Genomic DNA, 19,412 nt, shown 5'->3' on the forward strand with positions numbered 1-19,412 from the left:
GATTGATTGGGAAAGCGATCACATGAAACGATTTTTAGCTTCAACAAGCATTTGTATTGCAGCACTTACTGCGCCTGCTCACGCCTTTGACATTACTGCAATGAACGATGCAGAGCGTGCGGCACTACAAGAAGAAATTCGCGCCTACATTATGGCCAACCCGCAAGTCATTCTGGAGTCTGTCAACCAGATGGAAGCGCAACAGCAAGAACAACAAGCGGTCGATGATCTTGCGCTTGTTGCGGCCAATGCGGAGGCACTTTTTGAGGATGGCTTTTCTTGGGTTGGCGGCAATCCTGAGGGCGACGTCACAGTCGTTGAGTTTCTTGATTACCGTTGTGGATACTGCCGCAAGGCACATGACGAAGTTGCTGATTTGCTCTCCAGCGATGGCAACATCCGCTTGATCGTCAAAGAACTGCCCATTCTTGGCGAAGCCTCCACCCTGTCATCGCGCTTTGCGATTGCTACAAAACAGATTGCAGGGAATGACGCATATAAAGCCGTTCACGACGCGCTTATGGCCTACGGCGGCCAACCTACAGCAGCAGCCTTCGGTCGTTTGGCGGAAAGCCTTGGCCTTGATGGGGCGGCGATTGTTGCGAAGATGGGCAGTGACGACGTCACAAAAGAAATCGATGATACGCGCGCACTTGCACAGCGTTTGGCGATCCGTGGAACGCCAACATTTGTGATGGGTGGCCAGCTTGTCCGCGGTTACGTCCCGCTCGATGCAATGAAGCAGATCGTGGACGAAGCGCGCGGCTAAACGTTATAAAAACGTTTTGTGATAGCTCACCAGACGCTCGAAATGAGCATCCAAAGCGCGCTTCAAATGGGGCGCGCTTTTTACTGTCTGAATGTAATCGACCAAAATTCCGTACTGGCGAATTTGCCGCTCTAACCTTTGATCCGGGCGCAAGCGGCGCAAGCGTTCGACTTCCTCGATCACTTGAACAACTTGTCTTTTTGGCTCGTTCACTGGGTCAGGTTTCAACGGAAGAACCTTACCATTCATCAACGGTTTTTGCGCATCAAAGCGTTGAAACAACGCCGCTTCCAAAGGTTCGATATCTGCCTTGGCCGCAACAGGCCATGCCCACACATAAGCAATTTCCCAAACATCCACCTGTCTGTTTGCAATGATGTCAGAGCGTGCAGACGTCAAATGCCGACGCACCCGCGAGCGTATGCCATCCACGGATTGCCCGACATACATGGCCACACCATCCAAATCGCACAACGCATAAACGCCGATCTCATCTGTTAACGCAGACAATGCAACTTTGCGAAAATCTTGCGCGCCGCTCATTGCGCGGATGCTTTCGCAAGCATCGGCTGAAACAGCATCTCGTCCAGATAGCTCACAATCGGCACCACCACACCGTCACCGGCGACCTTATAAGCGCTGTTGTAGTGGGCTGGCATTTGGTAGCTCTCAGGCAGACCCATCAGACGGCTCGCTTCCTTGCTCGAGAGCAGACGCGCTTTCACGGAATTGCCTTTTACGAACATAATGGTCTGACGCGATGATCCGCCCGCAGGTGTGCGCAAGCAACCTGCGATACCATCAAAGCGGACCTCCGCGCGCTGACGGATCTTGCCAGTCTCGTCAGGACGGCCCCGCTTATAGAGCAAGCCGATCTCGCGCTTTCCCGTTCTGCGTGCCTGTGCAATGCGTGCGGCGCTTGGTTCAGACATCATGTCCAAAAGTGCATCGACTTTTGTATCACTGTGCCAATGCGTGTCAGGCTTTCGATCCACGACGTCCGCCATCGACATTGTGCTCAGCTGCGGTGGTTGATGTGCCCACCACATAAATGGCGACTTCAAATCGGCACGCGCTGTATTCACATAACGGCGTAATTTTTCCGTGTGAAAAATCCCTGTGGGTGCGGCAAGCGTCAAACCATCATGTTCAATATCGTTGCGCAGCGCGATGACAAACAAACGGGGCCGGCTTTGCGGCACAAAATGACGCGCATCAATTTCGAGTGCACCAACGCGGTAGCCAAGCGCCGCTAAAGAATTGAGAACATGTGTGAAATCCTGACCACTCGCACGGCTCATCAAGCCTGTGACATTCTCAAAGGCAATCACTTTGGGCGCGAACCCAGCTTTAACACCTTGTGACACCAGCCGCATCCAATGGTAAAACACACCGCTGCGCAGCCCTTTCAGACCTTTGCCTTTGCCCGCTAAACTAAAGTCCTGACACGGGCTCGATGCCCAAACCAGATCAACGTCTTGATGCAATGTGTCGGTCGCTAAGTCTGCGACATCGCCCTCAAGCAAGTGCGCACCGCCCCAATTCTGGCGATAGACGTCGCATTTCATCGCATCGATGTCATTGGCCAACACACAGTCCCACGTGGACCCAAGGGCCGCGTGCACCATACCACCACCAGAGAAAAACTCGGCAAATTTCGCCTTAGCTACAGTGCCTTGTGCCATGATTGAGGCTATTCAGCCGCCTGAATATCATCCGCGGCCATTTCGGCATCAATCACAGCTGCGCGCTTTTCAACCTGCTCAACAATATGCTCGACCATATCATCATTGCTCATTTTATGGCTCTGCTTTCCTGCAAGGTAGACCATACCTGAGCCAGCCCCGCCACCTGTCCAACCAACATCAGTCATCAACGCTTCGCCTGGACCATTCACGACACATCCGATGATACTCAGGCTCATCGGTGTTTTGATATGCTCAAGACGCTTTTCGAGCGTTTCAACAGTTTTGATAACATCAAAACCTTGACGCGCGCAGGATGGGCAAGAAATGATGTTCACGCCGCGATGACGCAAGCCCAGTGATTTCAAGATTTCGAAACCGACCTTTACCTCTTCAACTGGGTCAGCCGACAAGGACACACGAATTGTGTCGCCGATCCCCATCCAAAGCAAATTGCCAAGACCAATCGCTGACTTAATCGTGCCGCTGACAAGGCCCCCCGCCTCTGTAATGCCAAGGTGGATGGGCGCATCCGTTGCTTCGGCCAACTGCTGATAAGCCGCTGCAGACATGAACACATCAGATGCTTTGCAGCTGATCTTGAATTCGTGAAAGTCGTTATCTTGTAGAATGCGGATATGTTCTAAACCGCTCTCCACCATCGCATCTGGGCAGGGTTCGCCGTATTTCTCAAGCAAGTGCTTTTCTAAAGAGCCCGCATTGACACCGATGCGGATAGAACATCCGTGATCTTTCGCAGCTTGTATCACTTCTTTGACGCGCTTTTCATCGCCAATATTGCCGGGATTGATCCGTAAACAGGCAGCCCCTGCTTCCGCCGCCTCGATCGCGCGTTTGTAGTGAAAATGTATGTCCGCAACGATCGGAACCGTGCTTTCACGTACAATCTCTTTCAGCGCTTTGGTTGAGGATTCGTCCGGCGTGGACACGCGCACGATATCTGCGCCCGCCTCTGCCGCCGCGTGCACCTGGGCGACCGTCGCGGCCACATCCGATGTGTCCGTGTTGGTCATTGTCTGCACTGCAATTGGTGCATCGCCGCCAACAGGCACATTGCCCACCAAAATTTGACGCGATTTACGACGGTAGATGTTTTTCCAAGGGCGGACATGATTGAGCGACATTGGGATTCCCTTTACGCACGTGCAATTTGTTACACCCAACATAAGCCTCAGGTGCAAATCAGGCAATGGAGCGCGGCCGCTTTAAAGCAGCTTATTCGGTGGGAAGTTGTAGCCCTTGGACCTCGGCCACGACCCGCGCAAGATCCTGATCTGCGCTGATGTCCGCAACCTCGTATTTTTCCGTTAACGCATCCGCAGACAGCGCAACTTTAGACGTCACCTGCCCCCGTGGGCCCGCAGGACCAAAATGCTGACCGTTTACAGCGAAATAGATCGCACCAGATTCGCCAACACGAAGCGTAGACGGATCGTCAGTCATAGGAATTGCGTATGTATCACCCGCGTTCAAGATACCCTCAAACACAGATGTCCCATTTGCTGCACTGACGCGCACCCAAGCAGGGCGCACCGCAACAAGTTGAACTTGCCCCGGAATTTGCTCAACAACCTGTGGAACAGCAACACCGTTCGGCGCAACCTGAACAGTGCCATCTGCTAGCAATGTTGGCTGTGCGTCTAGCTCTGCCGCTTGCGTTTGCTGCTCTGATGCAAAAGCACCGAAGCTTTGTGGGTTGATCATAGAAATAGGTGCGTCCCGCGCAACGAGAACAGGTGTATCAAGCGCTTTGGGGCGGTAAAGACGATCCAAACCGTCGTTACTTGGCAGAGCAATTCCAACTGTGATGTCCTCTTCGACCGGATCAACTTGCGCAGTTGCGCGCGCAATCGGGTCAAGGTCCGTCAAAACAATCGGTGTCTCGTCGACGGGTGCGACGCGGACTTGCTGGACTTCGTTTAACACGGTCCAGCCGCCAAAACCAATCGCGCCCAAGAGCGTGACTAAAACGAGCGTCGATCCAATTGCGCCTGTCTCAACCCGCGACATGAACGCATCATTCGTGGGCACAAACGGCGTGCTCGGCTGCGCGAACGGGTCGCGCCCGATTGAAGATCCGGCGATAATTTCAGCGGCGCGGGATTTTTTGATACTCGATGCTTCTTCCGACATGCCGTGCGCTGTGGAAAAGCCGCTCTCGCGACAGAAAATCTCAAACGCGCGCTCTGGATCCATGTTGAGGTAGCGAGCATATGAACGCACATAGCCCGCAATAAACCCAGGCGTTTCAAAAACAGACGGATCAGCGTTCTCAATCGCGGAGATGTAGGATGCTTTGATCTTGAGTTCACGCTGAACATCGAGAAGCGACTTCCCGAGCGTCGCTCGCTCACCACGCATCATATCGCCAAGCTGTAGATCGTAGTCGTCAAACCCTTTGGGGGCGACGTCCACTTCCTCAACATCACGCGATTTTTTGCGCCTGATCATTCACTCTGCCCCATGCTACGCGTTGCCTACCTGCTTTGTCGGTCTGCACACAACTTATCCACAAGCCCGACTCGCCTTATGGCCTTATTAGCGAGAGGTTAACATGCTGCAAGCGATTCTGCACTAAATAAGGGTTAAGCCGTTAATTCGGCACGATTCAGCGCACACTGGGACCAAAGGCCGTCCATCGCTTTGACAAGCTTATCCATTTCCTTGGGACCATGTACCGGTGATGGCGTAAAGCGAAGCCGCTCTGTGCCGCGCGGAACAGTCGGGAAATTGATGGGCTGGACATAGATGCCGAAGTCCTCAAGCAACATGTCTGAAAGCGTTTTGGTATGAACCGGATTTCCGACCATAACAGGGACAATGTGACTGCCATGATCGATGATCGGCAAACCCATCCCTTTCAAGCGCATTTTCAATATCTTAGCCTGTGTTTGATGCTGCTCACGCAACTCAGGATGACGCTTGAGATAGGCCACAGATGCCGCAGCACCCGCCGCAACCGCTGGCGGTAATGACGTGGTAAAAATAAACCCAGGCGCGTAAGAGCGTATCGCATCACACATCTTGTCCGACGCGGCGATGTAGCCCCCCATCACACCGTACGCTTTCGCGAGGGTTCCATTGATGATGTCCAAACGGTGCATTAAGCGGTCCCGCTCCGCGACACCTGCCCCGCGCGGGCCATACATGCCAACGGCATGCACTTCATCGATATAGGTCAGTGCTCCGAACTCATCGGCGAGATCACAAAGGGCCTCAATCGGGCCAAAATCACCGTCCATCGAATAAATCGATTCGAATGCAATCAGCTTAGGCGCATCAGGATCGTCAGCCTCAAGAAGCTCTCGCAAGTGAGCCACATCATTGTGACGGAAAATACGCTTAGAGCCCCCGTTGCGGCGCACACCTTCAATCATCGACGCATGGTTCAACGCGTCTGAGTAAATGATCAATCCAGGAAACAACTTAGGCAAAGTCGACAATGTAGCGTCATTCGCGATGTAGGCAGAAGTGAACAAAAGAGCTGATTCTTTGCCGTGCAAATCAGCCAGTTCTGCTTCTAAACGCTTATGATACACAGTCGTTCCAGAAATATTGCGTGTCCCGCCAGAGCCAGCACCAGTTGCCTCAAGCGCCTCGTGCATCGCCTGCAAAACGACAGGGTTTTGCCCCATCCCGAGGTAATCGTTGCCGCACCAAACCGTAATCGGTTGCTCGCTGCCATCGTCCTTACGCCATGTTGCATTAGGAAACTGACCGTTTTCACGCTCGATATCGATAAACGTGCGATAGCGGCCTTCATCATGAAGGCGCTGCAAACTCGCGTCGAGCTGTGCTGTGTAATCCAAGCGGTGTCTCCCCCTGATCCCTTATCGTAATCCAATCACTTTACTTTAAAAGCAACGAATTGGCGGCATGTCTCGTCAGTATTCCATTTCTTGAATACTTAACCTTTACATAGCGCGTAAGCAACACTTTAGCAGTGCATGACTTGTCGCAGCCTTGATCTAAATCAAGCTTTAACTTTTCTGATCCCAGATTTGGAAACACTGCGTTATCTGGACAGTCGCCGACAGCGTCGGTAGCGTCCGCTCAACGCTCTCACAAATACGGAAATACCTCGCCATGTCACTTGATGCCGTCCTTGCGAAGATCGACGACGATCTTCCAAATGCAACAGAACGTCTGCTCAACCTTTTGCGCATTCCCTCTGTGTCCACCGATCCTGCGTTCAAACGCGATTGCGACGATGCTGCAGATTGGCTTGTTGCCGATTTGAAGATGCTCGGCGCGGACGCATCCAAACGCATGACACCGGGGCATCCAATGGTTGTTGGCCACATTGATGGGCCAGGCCCGCATGTGATGTTCTACGGCCACTACGACGTGCAACCCGTTGATCCCCTTGATCTATGGGATACGCCCCCTTTCGAGCCCGCAATCGAAGATACGCCAGCGGGAAAAGTTATTCGCGGCCGGGGATCTTCCGATGACAAGGGCCAGTTGATGACCTTTGTCGAAGCCTGTCGCGCTTGGAAGGACGTGCATGGCACGCTTCCTTGTAAGATCAGCTTCTTTTTCGAGGGCGAAGAAGAAAGTGGGTCCCCCTCCCTTGTGCCATTCATGGTCGAGAACGCAGAAGAGCTGAAATCAGACATCGCCCTTATCTGTGATACTGGCCTGTTTGAAAGCAAAGTTCCCTCAATCGTCACCATGCTGCGGGGACTTGTGGCAGAAGAAATCATCGTCAAAGGGCCAGATCGTGATTTGCACTCCGGCATGTATGGCGGTGTTGCGATGAACCCGATCCGCGTTTTGAGCAAAATAATCACCGGCCTTCATGACGCTACAGGGCGCATCACACTGCCCGGTTTTTATGACGCGGTACCAGAGCTTGAGGACGAAATTCGTGCGCAATGGCAAGGGCTTGGCTTTGATCATGCGAAATTCTTGGGCGATGTGGGGCTCAGCGTGCCGGCGGGTGAGCAGGACCGCACGCCGCTCGAAATGATTTGGTCGCGCCCGACCTGCGACGTCAATGGAATCTGGGGAGGTTATGCGGGCGACGGTTTCAAAACTGTCCTCCCCGCAGAAGCAGGTGCTAAGATCAGCTTCCGACTTGTCGGACAACAAGACCCCGATGCAATCCATCAGGCGTTCGAAGAGTACGTGCGCAGCTGCTTACCAGAAGATTACACTGTCGAATTCCCGCTCGGCAAAGGGTCCAAAGCTAGCCAAATGTCTATCAAAGACCCCGCCTTTGAAAAAGCGCTTAAAGCGCTTAGCGATGAATGGCCTAACCCCGCCGCCTATGTCGGATGTGGTGGTTCAATCCCTATCGCAGGCCACTTCAAAGACATCTTAGGTGTTGATGCAATGCTCATCGGATTTGGCAAAGACGATGATCAAATACATTCCCCTAACGAAAAGTACGATCTGGAAAGCTTTCATAAAGGAATGCGCTCTTGGGCGCGAATCTTGGACGCTTTATCAGTATGATAGAAGGGTTTCGCCGCGAAACCCTCGATGGGCCCAAAGGTCCGATTTCCTATCAAATCGCAGGATCAGGGACACCCTTGATCCTGCTTCATGGCTTTCCCCAAAACGCCACGATGTGGCATGGGATTGCGCCGAAACTTGCCAATGACTACCTAGTCGTCTGCCCCGACCTGCGCGGATATGGTTTTTCTGCGAAACCAATCGGTGTTGAAAACTACAGCTTTCGCGAGATGGGCACTGACATCCTTTTCTTAATGGATCACCTCCAGATCGCGCGCGCGCATCTCATGGGTCATGATCGCGGTGCCCGCGTGTCTCATCGTCTTGCGCTTGATCATGAAGATCGCTTTAAGTCGCTGACTTTGATGGACATTGTTCCAACGCATACGCTTTTCAGTGATCTCACGCGCGAGGTTGCACTTGGCTACTATCATTGGCTGTTCTTGGCCCAAGCGGAACCTCTGCCGGACACTATGATCCGCCATGATCCTGATAGCTATTTCGAACATTGTTTGAAAGCTTGGGGCACAGGCAGCGAACCTCCTTTTGATCCAACTGCACTAAATGCCTATCGCGCTTCATGGCGTAATCCAGAGACGATCCGCGCGATGTGTGATGATTACCGCGCGGGCGCGACGCTCGACTTCGAACTGGATGCAAGCGATCTCGACAAACGTGTCTCGCTGCCCTCTCTCGTGCTCTACGCACAGGGCGGTATGATGGACAAATCGTATGACATGCAGGCTGTCTGGGCCAATAAACTCGCGCGTTTCGCGGCAAAACCTATGCCCGGCGGACACTTCTTTCCGGATCATTACCCAGATGAAACGCTCGCATAACTACGAAGTTTCTTGGATCAACAGTCTTAGAGAAAGTGGCGCGGTTGACGGGACTCGAACCCGCGACCCCCGGCGTGACAGGCCGGTACTCTAACCAACTGAGCTACAACCGCTCACTGCTCATTCAGTTGCCTGAATGGTGGGTGATGAGAGGCTCGAACTCCCGACATCTTCCGTGTAAAGGAAGCGCTCTACCAACTGAGCTAATCACCCGATGAGGTGTCGTTTAGACAGTTCTCGCGTGCCGCGCAACTCAAAAATCACGCTTTTTTAAGTTTAACGTAAGATCGTTTCCTTGCCGTTTTCAATCACGTAAACACAACCCTGTTCATGCTCTAAATTTAGTGTCTCATCGAAACTCATACCACGCAAAATGCCCCTTAAAACACACAGCGTTGCTCCGTGCGTCACCAAAATTGCAGGAGCCGTTTGTTCGGTAAGGAATGCCTCGCAGCGCCTCTGTACTGCGTGCTGCCCTTCCCCATCCGGTGCAAGAAACATCAACTCAAACGCATTGCGAGCTTGGTTAAAAAGTGCGCTGTGACTTTGTTTTATATCAGTAAGATAGCTGCCATCCCATGGTCCAGCCCCTATTTCGCGAAGACGCACATCGGTCACAAAGCCATACATCAACGAATCTCCAACGATCTTTGCCGTAGATCGCGCACGCCCTTGTGGGCTGGTAAACATTGAAAGCGTTGGGTTTTGTTCCAAAACGGGGCGCATAATTTCAGCTTGTCGCTGCGCCTGATCTTGCCCGGCTTGCGTCAATGGTGAGTCGAGCTGACCTTGCAAGCGCGCCGCGACATTCCACTCGGTTTGACCATGGCGCAAGATATAGAATTTTGGGAATGCCATATATGCAGAGCTACTCTTGTCTGATCAGATCAGTTGAAAGTACTGCAGTTTGATGCGGACGCAATGGGTGAGTGCAGCGTCCGCTTTCACTTAGTCGATCTTATTCTGCAGCTTCCTGCGTTGGGCTTGGCACCCTATTGCTTTGGCGAATTTTTGTCACCAATACCTTACCGCCTTGCACGTCTTTAGCACGGTTGATCTTGATCTTACCCAGTGGCTGCAAATTCATTTCGCGCCCGTCTGCGAGCGTTTGGCCAAGGACGGCAAGCATCGCTTCGACGACTGGCTTTGCATCTTTCTTTTTAATGCCAGAGCGTTCAACAACTGTATCAATCAACTCTTTCTTTTTTAGCGCAGGATCAGAGACGACTAGCGTGTTGTCTGTCACAACGACTGGCTTGGGCTGAGATGTCACCGCAGATTTAGCGGCTTCTGCTTTGGTAGATTTGCTAGACTTTGCGCCAGTCGACGATTTGGGTGTGCTACGACTTGTAGTTGTTGTTCTCGCTGTTGTGCTCTTTGCCATGATTACCTGCCTTTTGTTCTTGGATTGGCAACAATGTAGCAAAACTCACACCATCCGACCACCCGCTTCCTTGACCGAATCTTTCTAGTTTGTCATTTTTACCGCACACAAGGTTGAGGGTTAACATGAAACATATAGCTGCAGTCGCCATCGCATTAACTATATCTGGCGCACCTTTCGCACATGCAGGCGGTTTGACAGATCCGGTTTTGGAACAAGAAATAATCATCGAAGCAGCCCAAGCTGCCAGCTCTAGTTCCGGCACAACGATCGTTGCGTTGATGAGCTTGCTCATATTCACAGCGGCGGTCGTAAAATAAGATCTCGCAAAAATACAAACCAGAATTGCAAAAGGCGGCCCAGGTTGAGCCGCCTTTTTTTGTTTCTTAAGAGGTGCTTAGTGCGCGACTTTGCTTGCACCTTCGCCAGCCTTAAGCGCCGCAGCTGCAGCCTCCTCCGCGACCTCGTCCCACTCGACAGGAACTGGGGTTTCCACGAGAGCGTGTTGCAAAACATCGCTGACATGGCCCACGGTAATGATTTCCAAGCCGTCTTTGACGTTATCAGGAATATCGCGCAGATCCTTTTCGTTTTCTTCAGGGATCAACACCGTTTTGATGCCTCCGCGCAACGCGGCAAGAAGTTTTTCTTTCAAACCACCAATTGGCAAGGCGTTACCACGTAGTGTCACCTCTCCCGTCATCGCGATGTCTTTGCGAATAGGGATGCCCGTCAGAACAGATACGATCGAAGTGACCATCGCCAAACCAGCTGATGGACCATCTTTCGGCGTCGCCCCTTCAGGCACGTGTACGTGAATATCCCACTTCTCAAATTTCGGTGGCTTCACACCGATTTGAGGCGCGATAGAACGCACATAAGAGCTTGCTGCATCGATGCTTTCTTTCATTACATCGCCAAGCTTACCCGTTGTTTTCATACGACCTTTGCCTGGTAGACGTAGCGCCTCGATGTTCAGCAGCTCACCACCGACTGACGTATACGCCAGACCAGTGACAACGCCGACCTGATCTTCTTGCTCTGCCAAACCGTAGCGGTATTTTTTAACACCAAGATAGTCATCAAGGTTCTCAGGCGTCACCGTGACATGGGTTTCTTCGCCCTTCACGATTTTCGTCACCACTTTTCGTGCAACTTTCGCGATTTCACGCTCCAGATTTCGCACACCAGCTTCACGCGTATAAACACGCACCATTTCGCGTAGTGCTTCGTCTGTCAGGGTGAACTCAGCCTCTTTCAAGCCATGGTTCTTGACCTGCTTAGACAGCAGATGCTGTTTCGCGATCTCACATTTCTCGTCCTCGGTGTAACCCGCGAGTGGGATAATCTCCATACGATCGAGCAGTGGGCCCGGCATGTTGTACGAGTTCGACGTCGTCAGGAACATCACGTTGGATAGATCGTACTCAACCTCAAGATAGTGATCCACAAACGTGCCATTCTGCTCCGGATCGAGCACTTCAAGCATCGCAGACGCGGGATCCCCACGGAAATCCTGACCCATCTTATCGATTTCATCGAGCAATATCAGAGGGTTGGTCGTTTTCGCCTTCTTCAAAGCTTGAATGATCTTACCAGGCATGGAGCCAATATAGGTCCGACGATGTCCGCGAATTTCGCTCTCATCGCGCACGCCACCAAGGGAAATGCGAATGAACTCACGCCCGGTCGCTTTCGCAACAGACTTACCAAGGGAGGTTTTACCCACACCGGGGGGGCCGACGAGGCACATAATAGGCCCCTTCAACTTTTTGCTGCGTTGCTGAACGGCAAGGTACTCGACGATGCGTTCCTTCACCTTTTCAAGGCCGTAGTGATCCGCGTCTAGCACCTGCTGTGCGGCTACGAGGTTTTTCTTAACGCGAGACTTTGTACCCCATGGGATCGCAAGCATCCAATCGAGATAATTGCGCACAACAGTCGCTTCAGCGCTCATCGGGCTCATGTTCTTGAGTTTTTTGATTTCTGCGTCGGCCTTTTCACGGGCTTCCTTGCTGAGTTTTGTGGCAAGCACCCTGCCCTCTAGCTCCGCCACTTCGTTCTGGCCATCTTCGCCATCGCCAAGTTCCTTCTGAATGGCTTTCATTTGCTCATTCAAATAGTACTCGCGCTGGGTACGCTCCATCTGGGTTTTGACGCGCGTTTTGATCTTTTTCTCAACCTGAAGCACGCTCATTTCGCCCTGCATCAAGCCGTAAACTTTTTCAAGACGCTCGCTGACGGACAACGTCTCAAGCAGCTCCTGCTTTTGATGCACCTCAATCCCAAGGTGACCAGAAACCAAATCAGCGAGTTTCGCTGGGTCTTCTGTTTCCAAAACAGAGGCGAGCGCCTCTTCTGGGACGTTCTTCTTGACCTTCGCGTAACGCTCGAACTCTTGACCGACGGTGCGGATCAAAGCTTCAATCGTGGCAGCATCGCCCGGCATCTCATCAAGATGCTCAGCGCGCGCTTCAAAGAAGCTATCATTCTCAAGGTATTCCGTTACGCTAACGCGTGATTGACCTTCAACAAGTACTTTCACCGTACCATCTGGAAGTTTAAGCAATTGCAGCACGTTGGCAATCACACCTGCATCGAAAATACCGTCAACCTGCGGATCATCCTCAGACGGATCACGCTGCGCAGCCAGCAGAATTTGTTTGTCATCGGCCATCACCTCTTCCAAGGCGCGCACTGATTTTTCACGGCCTACAAAAAGCGGCACGATCATATGTGGGAAAACCACGATATCGCGCAGCGGTAGCACCGGATAGGAGGAATTAAGGGGCTCTTGCATGCTCTGTCCTTACTATGGGCAAGACGATCTGGCCCCGCTTCGCGGCAACACTTGTCGTCTCCTTCTCAGGGTAGATACATGGGGCGCTATGAGGTGAGTTTCAAGCGACTTATTGTTCAAATACGTTTCAGTGATTTGTGCTGTGTGGCTTGAAAAAGAAATGTGCAGGATCGCGCGCTTCCACAAATGTCGCGCAAAGCACGAGCACCAAGGCGCTACATGTGAGTTGTACAAAGCTCATGCATCTTGGGTTAGCCGATGAATCTTAAAGCCTGATGAAGATCGTCTATAAAGGCTCGATATCACCCATCGCGCGCATCGCGTGAAACTCAGCTTGGAACGCGTCAAACGTCCCAGCGGCGATTGCATCGCGCATACCCTGCATAAGCTCTTGATAATAGTGTAGATTATGCCAAGTGATCAGCATGCCCGAGATCATCTCATGAGAACGGAAAACGTGATTGAGATAGGCGCGCGAATAATTCGAGCAAGCTGGGCATGTGCACGCCTCATCTAGAGGTCGTGGGTCATCTGAGTGACGTGCATTCTTGATATTAACCTGTCCACGACGCGTCCATGCTTGGCCTGTGCGACCAGAACGCGACGGCAAGACGCAATCCATCATATCGATGCCACGCGCAACCGCGCCGACGATATCATCGGGCTTTCCTACGCCCATCAAGTAGCGTGGCTTGTCCTTTGGCAGCATCTGAGGCGCGTACTCAAGCACGCCGAACATCGCCTCTTGCCCCTCCCCCACAGCCAAGCCGCCAACGGCATAGCCATCAAATTCAATCTCGCGCAGCTTCTGCGCACTAATGCCACGCAGTTCTTCTGTCACACCACCTTGTTGGATACCAAAGAGTGCGTGGCCCGGTCTGTCCCCAAAAGCATCACGCGAGCGTTGCGCCCAACGCATGGAAAGTTCCATCGACTTTCGCACATCTTCATCGGATGCGGGCAACGCCGGGCATTCGTCGAAACACATTACAATATCAGAGCCGAGCAGCTTTTGAATTTCCATCGAGCGTTCAGGCGTGAGGTGGTGTTTGGAGCCGTCAATATGGGATTTGAAGGTAACGCCCTCTTCCGTCAGTTTGCGCAGTTCGGCAAGGCTCATCACCTGAAACCCGCCGCTGTCGGTCAAAATCGGACGATCCCAATTCATGAATTTGTGCAAACCGCCCAAGCGATCAATGCGTTCCGCCGTGGGTCGCAGCATCAGATGGTATGTGTTGCCCAAGAGAATATCGGCACCCGTTGCACGCACGCTTTCAGGCATCATCGCTTTGACGGTTGCAGCGGTGCCGACAGGCATAAACGCGGGGGTGCGAATTTCGCCGCGCGGTGTGTTGATCACGCCAGTGCGCGCACGACCATCGGTCGCATTCAGAGTATATGAGAAACGTTCTGTCATGGCGCGTTTCCTACTTGCAGGGATTTGAATTGGAAAGCCAAAAGCGGCTATTGAATACCCTCGAATGTTCTAGCCGCTGGATATGCCGCTATCAACGCCCCTAGACACGCCAGCATCACCAAAGCGCAAAACAACCAGTCGCCATTTTGCGCCGTCAAAAGCGCACCAGTGATTGCACTAAACACTGCGCCCATCGCGGTGCCCATTGCACCAGAAAGCCCCGCCGCACTGCCAGCAAGATCAGGTCGCACGCTCATTGCGCCGGTATTGGCCGCCGCCAGACTGATACCATTGCCGATGCCAACAGTCGTCATCAAGCCGAACACAAGGTAGGCTGTATCCCACCCTAGCATAACAACACCCAGCGCTGCAGTAGGTCCAAGCAGGCCGATCCAGCGGCCCCAAATCATCATGCCGCCTAGGGGCACAGTTTCCGCGATACGTCCTGTGATAAAACTTCCGATAAAATAACCAATCGCCGTCACACCCATCACAGCACCGACAAAACTGGGACTAAGGCCATAAATCTGCGACGCCACCAAAGGAGCGCCTGATAAAAAGACGAAAAATGCAGAAATCGAAAACCCCAACACCAAAGTATTGGTCCAAAACGCAGCTGCACGTGTCACGTCTTTGTAACCTTGGAGTTGCTCCGCAGCGGTCTTTACCTTGCCTTTCGCAGTTTCACCTAGATCAAACCAAAGCAACACAACGCTGAGCAATCCCAAAATCGCAAAAACCCAGAAGACAGACCGCCAGCCAAGTGTTTCTTCCAAAAGGCCGCCAACCAGTGGCCCGATCATCGGCGCGACCGCCATCGCCATTGCGATATAGCCAAGCACAGATGTGCCTTTTCCTGGCGGATACATGTCACGCACAATCGCGCGCGACAGCGTCGATCCGGTTGCACAGACGGCTTGGATCATGCGAAATGCCATAAATGTAGTGAAATCCTGCGCCAGCGCAGCGCCCATCGAAGCAAGGGCAAAAACGCAAAAGCTAATGATAAGCACTGGGCGACGACCGAAACGATCAGCCAGCGGCCCAAGTATTAAGGCCAAGCCCGCGGAAAGGAACAAATAGCCTGCAATCGCAAAGCTCATCTTGGCGTAGCTTACGTTTAGGTCGTTTGCCATTGATGGAAGTGAGGGTAAAAACAGATTGAGCGTCAGCACGGAAACTGCGGTGATCATGATCAAAGTTGCGCGAGACGGTGGCGTGCGCAGTGCCTGAGGGCTGGTTTCGCTCATCAAAAGTCCTTGAGTGGCTCGGTGTGAGCACAGCCGAAACTCTACACCGCACAATTCCTATGCGCCACCACCCTTTACGCGCGCTTGGCTAAACCCTATATAAATGCTCAAGTACATGAATGAGGCAGACCATGAACGACGCAACGCCGCTTGAAGGCACTCCACTCATCGCCCCCTCCAGCACGGATCATCCGCTCTATGAGGGTTTGGTTGAAGCATGCCGTACGGTCTATGACCCTGAAATTCCTGTAAATATCTATGATCTTGGCTTGATCTATACGATCGACGTAAATGAAGAGAACGAGGTCAAAGTTCTGATGTCTCTTACCGCGCCCGGCTGTCCTGTGGCCGGTGAAATGCCCGGCTGGGTCGCGGAAGCGATTGAACCTATGGCCGGTGTTAAAACTGTCAGCGTGGAGCTCGTTTGGGAGCCCCCTTGGGGCATGGAAATGATGAGCGACGAAGCACGGCTTGAACTGGGCTTCATGTAGCGGCGCTCAAAGCTTGTGTGGATGCGCTAGGGCCCCTATCCTTACAGTACCATAGTTATTCGGAGATACATTCATGTTCGGCATTCCTGGCAAGCAAGCTGTGACCATCACGCAAAAAGCGGAAGCGCAGATTGCAAAGCTGATGGAAAAGGATGGGCACATGGGTCTTCGCATTGGCGTCAAAAAAGGCGGCTGTGCAGGTATGGAATACACCATGGATTACGTCGATGAAGTCGATAAAAACGATGAGCTTGTGGAGCAAAATGGCGCGCGCGTCATGATCGCCCCTATGGCGCAAATGTTTTTGTTCGGCACAGAGATCGATTATGAAACATCGCTTTTGGAATCTGGCTTTAAATTCAGAAACCCAAATGTGACCGATGCCTGCGGCTGTGGTGAATCAATCAAGTTCAAAGACGTCGAAGAACTCCAAGCCGAAGCGGTTGCCGCCTCCAAGCCTTGACCTCTGTCGCGATTTAGATGACCTAGGGTTCATCTAGAACACGGAGAGCACGATGCGGCGTAAATTGGCAGCAGGCAACTGGAAAATGAATGGTACAAGCGCGGATCTCGCACAGATCGAGGCGCTCGCCGAAAAGCACACCGGTGCGCTCTCTGAAATCATGATCGCCACGCCTGACACGCTTTTGCACCGTGCCTCTGCGTTTACAAAAAGCGGCCCCATCACCCTTGGTGCCCAAAACTGTCACAAAAACGAAACTGGTGCGCATACCGGTGATGTGTCTGCTGAAATGCTTCTCGATGCAGGGGCGAGCTACGTGATTCTTGGTCACTCTGAGCGCCGCGCCGATCACGATGAACATGATGAAGATGTGCGCGCAAAAGCACGTGCTGCATTGAAAGCCGGGCTACGGGTCATCATTTGCATGGGCGAAGAACTGCAAGAGCGCGAAGCAGACAACACGCTCGATATCATCGGCGGTCAGCTTGCTGGCTCGATCCCTGATGATATTTCGGGCGAGACACTTGTTATCGCCTATGAACCGATCTGGGCGATTGGTACGGGTAAAGTTCCGAGCATCGCGCAGATTTCAGAGGTGCATGATTTCATCCGCATACGCCTTGAGCAACGCTTTGGCCCGCAAATCGCCCGTAGCATCCGTTTGCTTTATGGCGGTTCTGTCAAACCCACCAATGCTGCTGAAATTTTCGCAGTTCAGAACGTCGATGGTGCGCTTGTAGGCGGTGCAAGCCTCAAAGCTGCCGATTTCGGACCTATTATCGAAGCGCTCGACGCGAGTTAAAACGCGCTATTTCAAGCGTTCTTTCAAAGCGATGTTAACCTCAGGCGTTACGAAGTGAGACACATCGCCCCCAAGGCGGGCGATTTCTTTCACCAGCTTGGACGCAATCGCCTGATGCTGCGCTTCGGCCATTAAGAAAACGGTTTCAATGCTGTTGTCGAGCACGCGGTTCATGCCAACCATCTGATATTCATACTCAAAATCAGCAACAGCGCGCAAGCCCCGCACGATAATCTGCGCGCCAACATCGCGCGCGCAATCAATCAAAAGGTTCTCAAACGGATGCGCCACAATCTCAACGCCAGTTTGCCTACTGAGTTCCGCACAGGTCTGCTCAATCATCGCGACGCGCTCTTCAAGCGAAAACAGCGGTCCCTTGTCTCGATTGATCGCGACGCCAATAACCAGCTTATCCACCAAGCCGCACGCGCGACGAATAATATCAATATGGCCAAGGGTGACGGGGTCAAAAGTGCCGGGATATAGGCCTACGCGCATAGTTGTGCTCCAGATTTTCTTGGGGTGCACGCAACATTATTGCGCCAAGGGACGCAAGTCAGAACATGCATTTAAGGCAAATTAATGCCCCATGATCATCCCTTGCAGCGCGTCCTTCTCCATCGCAAGCTCGCTCAGGCGCGCTTTGACGGTATCACCGATGGTGATCAAGCCAACCATTTCGCCATCTTCAACCACAGGCATGTGGCGAAAGCGCCCCTCGGTCATTTGATGCAAAACATCGTCCGCAGAATCCGAGCGCGTACAAGTGATAAGCTTTGTGGTCATAAAGTCATCAACCTTCTTAGCCAGGCACCCTGCCCCATGATTTGCCAATTCGCGTACAATATCGCGTTCCGACAAAATACCATCCGCTGTCGCGCCCGTCTTGGAGATCACGACAGTACCGATGCGTTTTTCTGCTAAGATTTGCGCCGCGTCACGCACCAACGTGCCAGGCGCAACTGTCACAACGTCATTGCTGGCTTTGGAATTAAGGATTTGCTGAACCAACATAGGCACGTGTCCTTTTATATGTGAAGGCCCCCAGAGTTCCCGCAAAGCGACATTCTGTCAAGCTTGAGGTTCACCCAGCTCAGAACTCCATGCTTCAAGCCGTGCAATTTCTGCGCGAATGCCAGTGACCAATGCCTCTGCAAATCTGTTCAAACGTTGCAAACGACGGTCCGAGCTATGTCGCACCAGATAAAAGCTGCGTGTCAGACTGATTTCATCGGTCAACACGCGGCGTAATTCTGGCGCGGCCGGCAATGTGAAATCATGCACGATGCCAAGTCCTGCGCCCTGACGAATTGCATTGAATTGAACCGAAACAGAGTTAGAGGCGAGCGGCACACGCTCCACCCCTAAAGCACCTAGATAGTCGAGCTCCTTGTCAAAGATCATGTCGGGGATATAGCCAATCATGCGATGCTGACTAAGATCCGCAAGGCTACTCAGCGCAGGGCGATGTTGTAAATAATCAGGTGCCGCTGCAAGATGAAGCCGGTAGTCACTCAGTTTTTGTACTGTGAGCCGTCCAGCAGTTGGTGCGCTTACGGTGATAGCCATATCCGCTTCGCGTTTGGAGAGGTTCACTACACGAGGCAACGCCACGATTTGGATATCGAGTTCTGGGTTTTGCGCAACAATTTGTGCACAAACCTGCGGGAGCAAATAGTTCGCACAGCCATCTGGTGCCCCGATACGAATGCTGCCGCTGATATCCTGCCCTTGCAAACCTTGAAAACCCAGTAAATCATTCGCAGCGCCCATGGTTTGTTCAGCTTGCTCAGCCAACGGCAAAAGGCGTGTTCCGGCCGCGCTTAATTCATATCCAAGGGGCGATTTGGCAAAAAGTGCTGTGCCCAAAGTTTGTTCAAGCCGTGCAATACGACGGCCCACAGTCGCAGGATCAATCTTGAGAATTCGACCCGCAGCGGAAAGACTTTGGCCTCGCGCCACCCCTAAAAATACGCGCAAATCATCCCAATTGTCTGCCATGCTAACACCTTTGCAAAAATGCAAAACCTT

20 protein-coding genes and 2 tRNA genes are annotated in these 19,412 nt (G+C 52.5%); 7 read left to right on the plus strand and 15 right to left on the minus strand.

Annotation, left to right across the window (positions count from 1 at the left end):
• The first annotated feature begins 22 nt into the window (after positions 1–22).
• Positions 23–769: a DsbA family protein gene (locus tag ACTG3Z_RS08100; protein ID WP_439142443.1), complete on the plus strand. Its 747-nt coding sequence runs from the start codon at positions 23–25 to the stop codon at positions 767–769.
• Between the two features lie 3 nt (positions 770–772).
• Here ACTG3Z_RS08100 and ACTG3Z_RS08105 read toward each other — a convergent pair whose 3' ends face one another.
• From ACTG3Z_RS08105 to hemA, 5 genes are all read right to left on the minus strand, one after another.
• Positions 773–1,312, minus strand: a complete 540-nt coding sequence (locus ACTG3Z_RS08105; RefSeq protein ID WP_439142444.1) for a GIY-YIG nuclease family protein — start codon at positions 1,310–1,312, stop codon at positions 773–775.
• Positions 1,309–2,454: a DNA cytosine methyltransferase gene (locus tag ACTG3Z_RS08110; RefSeq protein WP_439142445.1), complete on the minus strand. Its 1,146-nt coding sequence runs from the start codon at positions 2,452–2,454 to the stop codon at positions 1,309–1,311. The genes ACTG3Z_RS08105 and ACTG3Z_RS08110 overlap by 4 nt, the downstream gene beginning before the upstream one ends.
• Before the next feature lie 8 nt (positions 2,455–2,462).
• The gene (gene ispG / locus ACTG3Z_RS08115; protein WP_439142446.1) at positions 2,463–3,599 is read right to left on the minus strand and encodes a flavodoxin-dependent (E)-4-hydroxy-3-methylbut-2-enyl-diphosphate synthase; all 1,137 of its coding nucleotides are present in this window, start codon (positions 3,597–3,599) and stop codon (positions 2,463–2,465) included.
• Positions 3,600–3,690: 91 nt separating this feature from the next.
• Positions 3,691–4,926, minus strand: a complete 1,236-nt coding sequence (locus ACTG3Z_RS08120; RefSeq protein ID WP_439142447.1) for a helix-turn-helix domain-containing protein — start codon at positions 4,924–4,926, stop codon at positions 3,691–3,693.
• A 134-nt stretch (positions 4,927–5,060) separates the two neighbouring features.
• Positions 5,061–6,284, minus strand: a complete 1,224-nt coding sequence (gene hemA, locus ACTG3Z_RS08125; protein ID WP_439142448.1) for a 5-aminolevulinate synthase — start codon at positions 6,282–6,284, stop codon at positions 5,061–5,063.
• Positions 6,285–6,561: 277 nt separating this feature from the next.
• On the opposite strand from hemA, the gene ACTG3Z_RS08130 reads away from it, so the two are divergent.
• The gene (locus ACTG3Z_RS08130) at positions 6,562–7,935 is read left to right on the plus strand and encodes a M20/M25/M40 family metallo-hydrolase (RefSeq protein ID WP_439142450.1); all 1,374 of its coding nucleotides are present in this window, start codon (positions 6,562–6,564) and stop codon (positions 7,933–7,935) included.
• Complete coding sequence (locus tag ACTG3Z_RS08135; protein WP_439142451.1) at positions 7,902–8,774, plus strand: alpha/beta hydrolase; 873 nt, start codon at positions 7,902–7,904, stop codon at positions 8,772–8,774. Before ACTG3Z_RS08130 ends, ACTG3Z_RS08135 begins: the two co-directional genes overlap by 34 nt.
• Before the next feature lie 36 nt (positions 8,775–8,810).
• On the opposite strand, the gene ACTG3Z_RS08140 is transcribed toward ACTG3Z_RS08135, so the two are convergent.
• The 4 genes from ACTG3Z_RS08140 to ACTG3Z_RS08155 form a co-directional block, all read right to left on the minus strand.
• Positions 8,811–8,887 (minus strand) — tRNA-Asp (locus ACTG3Z_RS08140).
• A gap of 24 nt (positions 8,888–8,911) precedes the next feature.
• Positions 8,912–8,987: transfer RNA gene (locus ACTG3Z_RS08145), tRNA-Val, on the minus strand.
• A gap of 63 nt (positions 8,988–9,050) precedes the next feature.
• Positions 9,051–9,632 carry a histidine phosphatase family protein gene (locus ACTG3Z_RS08150; RefSeq protein WP_439142453.1) on the minus strand — a complete coding sequence of 194 codons (582 nt, stop codon included), beginning with the start codon at positions 9,630–9,632 and terminating at the stop codon, positions 9,051–9,053.
• Positions 9,633–9,732: 100 nt separating this feature from the next.
• Positions 9,733–10,158: an HU family DNA-binding protein gene (locus ACTG3Z_RS08155; RefSeq protein WP_439142455.1), complete on the minus strand. Its 426-nt coding sequence runs from the start codon at positions 10,156–10,158 to the stop codon at positions 9,733–9,735.
• A 125-nt stretch (positions 10,159–10,283) separates the two neighbouring features.
• Here ACTG3Z_RS08155 and ACTG3Z_RS08160 point away from each other — a divergent pair, with 125 nt between their 5' ends.
• Positions 10,284–10,478: a hypothetical protein gene (locus ACTG3Z_RS08160; RefSeq protein WP_439142456.1), complete on the plus strand. Its 195-nt coding sequence runs from the start codon at positions 10,284–10,286 to the stop codon at positions 10,476–10,478.
• 77 nt (positions 10,479–10,555) lie between these two features.
• Here ACTG3Z_RS08160 and lon read toward each other — a convergent pair whose 3' ends face one another.
• The 3 genes from lon to ACTG3Z_RS08175 all read right to left on the minus strand — a co-directional run bounded on the left by lon (position 10,556) and on the right by ACTG3Z_RS08175 (position 15,625).
• A complete protein-coding gene (gene lon, locus ACTG3Z_RS08165) occupies positions 10,556–12,958 on the minus strand; it encodes an endopeptidase La (RefSeq protein ID WP_439142458.1) in 2,403 nt (800 codons plus the stop codon).
• A gap of 286 nt (positions 12,959–13,244) precedes the next feature.
• Positions 13,245–14,375: a tRNA guanosine(34) transglycosylase Tgt gene (gene tgt, locus ACTG3Z_RS08170; protein WP_439142459.1), complete on the minus strand. Its 1,131-nt coding sequence runs from the start codon at positions 14,373–14,375 to the stop codon at positions 13,245–13,247.
• A 47-nt stretch (positions 14,376–14,422) separates the two neighbouring features.
• Entirely contained in the window at positions 14,423–15,625 is a 1,203-nt protein-coding gene (locus ACTG3Z_RS08175; RefSeq protein WP_439142460.1) for a multidrug effflux MFS transporter, read from the minus strand.
• Between the two features lie 131 nt (positions 15,626–15,756).
• Here ACTG3Z_RS08175 and ACTG3Z_RS08180 point away from each other — a divergent pair, with 131 nt between their 5' ends.
• The 3 genes from ACTG3Z_RS08180 (at position 15,757) to tpiA (ending at position 17,381) form a co-directional block, all read left to right on the plus strand.
• Positions 15,757–16,116, plus strand: coding sequence for an SUF system Fe-S cluster assembly protein (locus ACTG3Z_RS08180; RefSeq protein WP_439142461.1), 360 nt, complete (start codon positions 15,757–15,759; stop codon positions 16,114–16,116).
• A gap of 73 nt (positions 16,117–16,189) precedes the next feature.
• The gene (locus tag ACTG3Z_RS08185) at positions 16,190–16,579 is read left to right on the plus strand and encodes a HesB/IscA family protein (RefSeq protein WP_439142462.1); all 390 of its coding nucleotides are present in this window, start codon (positions 16,190–16,192) and stop codon (positions 16,577–16,579) included.
• Between the two features lie 52 nt (positions 16,580–16,631).
• Positions 16,632–17,381: a triose-phosphate isomerase gene (gene tpiA, locus ACTG3Z_RS08190; RefSeq protein WP_439142463.1), complete on the plus strand. Its 750-nt coding sequence runs from the start codon at positions 16,632–16,634 to the stop codon at positions 17,379–17,381.
• 6 nt (positions 17,382–17,387) lie between these two features.
• On the opposite strand, the gene coaD is transcribed toward tpiA, so the two are convergent.
• The 3 genes from coaD to ACTG3Z_RS08205 form a co-directional block, all read right to left on the minus strand.
• Positions 17,388–17,879, minus strand: a complete 492-nt coding sequence (gene coaD / locus ACTG3Z_RS08195) for a pantetheine-phosphate adenylyltransferase (protein WP_439142464.1) — start codon at positions 17,877–17,879, stop codon at positions 17,388–17,390.
• Between the two features lie 81 nt (positions 17,880–17,960).
• Positions 17,961–18,395 (minus strand): CBS domain-containing protein, encoded by a 435-nt coding sequence (locus ACTG3Z_RS08200; protein ID WP_439142465.1) that lies wholly within the window; start codon positions 18,393–18,395, stop codon positions 17,961–17,963.
• A gap of 57 nt (positions 18,396–18,452) precedes the next feature.
• Positions 18,453–19,382, minus strand: a complete 930-nt coding sequence (locus ACTG3Z_RS08205; protein WP_439142466.1) for a LysR family transcriptional regulator — start codon at positions 19,380–19,382, stop codon at positions 18,453–18,455.
• Positions 19,383–19,412 lie beyond the last annotated feature (30 nt).

The organism is Planktotalea sp., assembly GCF_965659345.1.
In the GTDB taxonomy this organism is placed as follows: domain Bacteria; phylum Pseudomonadota; class Alphaproteobacteria; order Rhodobacterales; family Rhodobacteraceae; genus Planktotalea.

What these genes read in the sequence shown, in the direction of transcription:
- lon (WP_439142458.1), bottom strand. Translation starts at nt 12,958, where the DNA reads ATGCAAGAGCCCCTTAATTCCTCCTATCCGGTGCTACCGCTGCGCGAT.
- ACTG3Z_RS08205 (WP_439142466.1), bottom strand. Translation starts at nt 19,382, where the DNA reads ATGGCAGACAATTGGGATGATTTGCGCGTATTTTTAGGGGTGGCGCGA.
- ACTG3Z_RS08160 (WP_439142456.1), top strand. Translation starts at nt 10,284, where the DNA reads ATGAAACATATAGCTGCAGTCGCCATCGCATTAACTATATCTGGCGCA.
- tgt (WP_439142459.1), bottom strand. Translation starts at nt 14,375, where the DNA reads ATGACAGAACGTTTCTCATATACTCTGAATGCGACCGATGGTCGTGCG.
- ACTG3Z_RS08105 (WP_439142444.1), bottom strand. Translation starts at nt 1,312, where the DNA reads ATGAGCGGCGCGCAAGATTTTCGCAAAGTTGCATTGTCTGCGTTAACA.
- ACTG3Z_RS08150 (WP_439142453.1), bottom strand. Translation starts at nt 9,632, where the DNA reads ATGGCATTCCCAAAATTCTATATCTTGCGCCATGGTCAAACCGAGTGG.
- ACTG3Z_RS08185 (WP_439142462.1), top strand. Translation starts at nt 16,190, where the DNA reads ATGTTCGGCATTCCTGGCAAGCAAGCTGTGACCATCACGCAAAAAGCG.
- ACTG3Z_RS08130 (WP_439142450.1), top strand. Translation starts at nt 6,562, where the DNA reads ATGTCACTTGATGCCGTCCTTGCGAAGATCGACGACGATCTTCCAAAT.
- ACTG3Z_RS08120 (WP_439142447.1), bottom strand. Translation starts at nt 4,926, where the DNA reads ATGATCAGGCGCAAAAAATCGCGTGATGTTGAGGAAGTGGACGTCGCC.
- tpiA (WP_439142463.1), top strand. Translation starts at nt 16,632, where the DNA reads ATGCGGCGTAAATTGGCAGCAGGCAACTGGAAAATGAATGGTACAAGC.
- coaD (WP_439142464.1), bottom strand. Translation starts at nt 17,879, where the DNA reads ATGCGCGTAGGCCTATATCCCGGCACTTTTGACCCCGTCACCCTTGGC.
- ACTG3Z_RS08110 (WP_439142445.1), bottom strand. Translation starts at nt 2,454, where the DNA reads ATGGCACAAGGCACTGTAGCTAAGGCGAAATTTGCCGAGTTTTTCTCT.
- ACTG3Z_RS08180 (WP_439142461.1), top strand. Translation starts at nt 15,757, where the DNA reads ATGAACGACGCAACGCCGCTTGAAGGCACTCCACTCATCGCCCCCTCC.
- ACTG3Z_RS08155 (WP_439142455.1), bottom strand. Translation starts at nt 10,158, where the DNA reads ATGGCAAAGAGCACAACAGCGAGAACAACAACTACAAGTCGTAGCACA.
- ispG (WP_439142446.1), bottom strand. Translation starts at nt 3,599, where the DNA reads ATGTCGCTCAATCATGTCCGCCCTTGGAAAAACATCTACCGTCGTAAA.
- ACTG3Z_RS08200 (WP_439142465.1), bottom strand. Translation starts at nt 18,395, where the DNA reads ATGTTGGTTCAGCAAATCCTTAATTCCAAAGCCAGCAATGACGTTGTG.
- ACTG3Z_RS08175 (WP_439142460.1), bottom strand. Translation starts at nt 15,625, where the DNA reads ATGAGCGAAACCAGCCCTCAGGCACTGCGCACGCCACCGTCTCGCGCA.
- ACTG3Z_RS08100 (WP_439142443.1), top strand. Translation starts at nt 23, where the DNA reads ATGAAACGATTTTTAGCTTCAACAAGCATTTGTATTGCAGCACTTACT.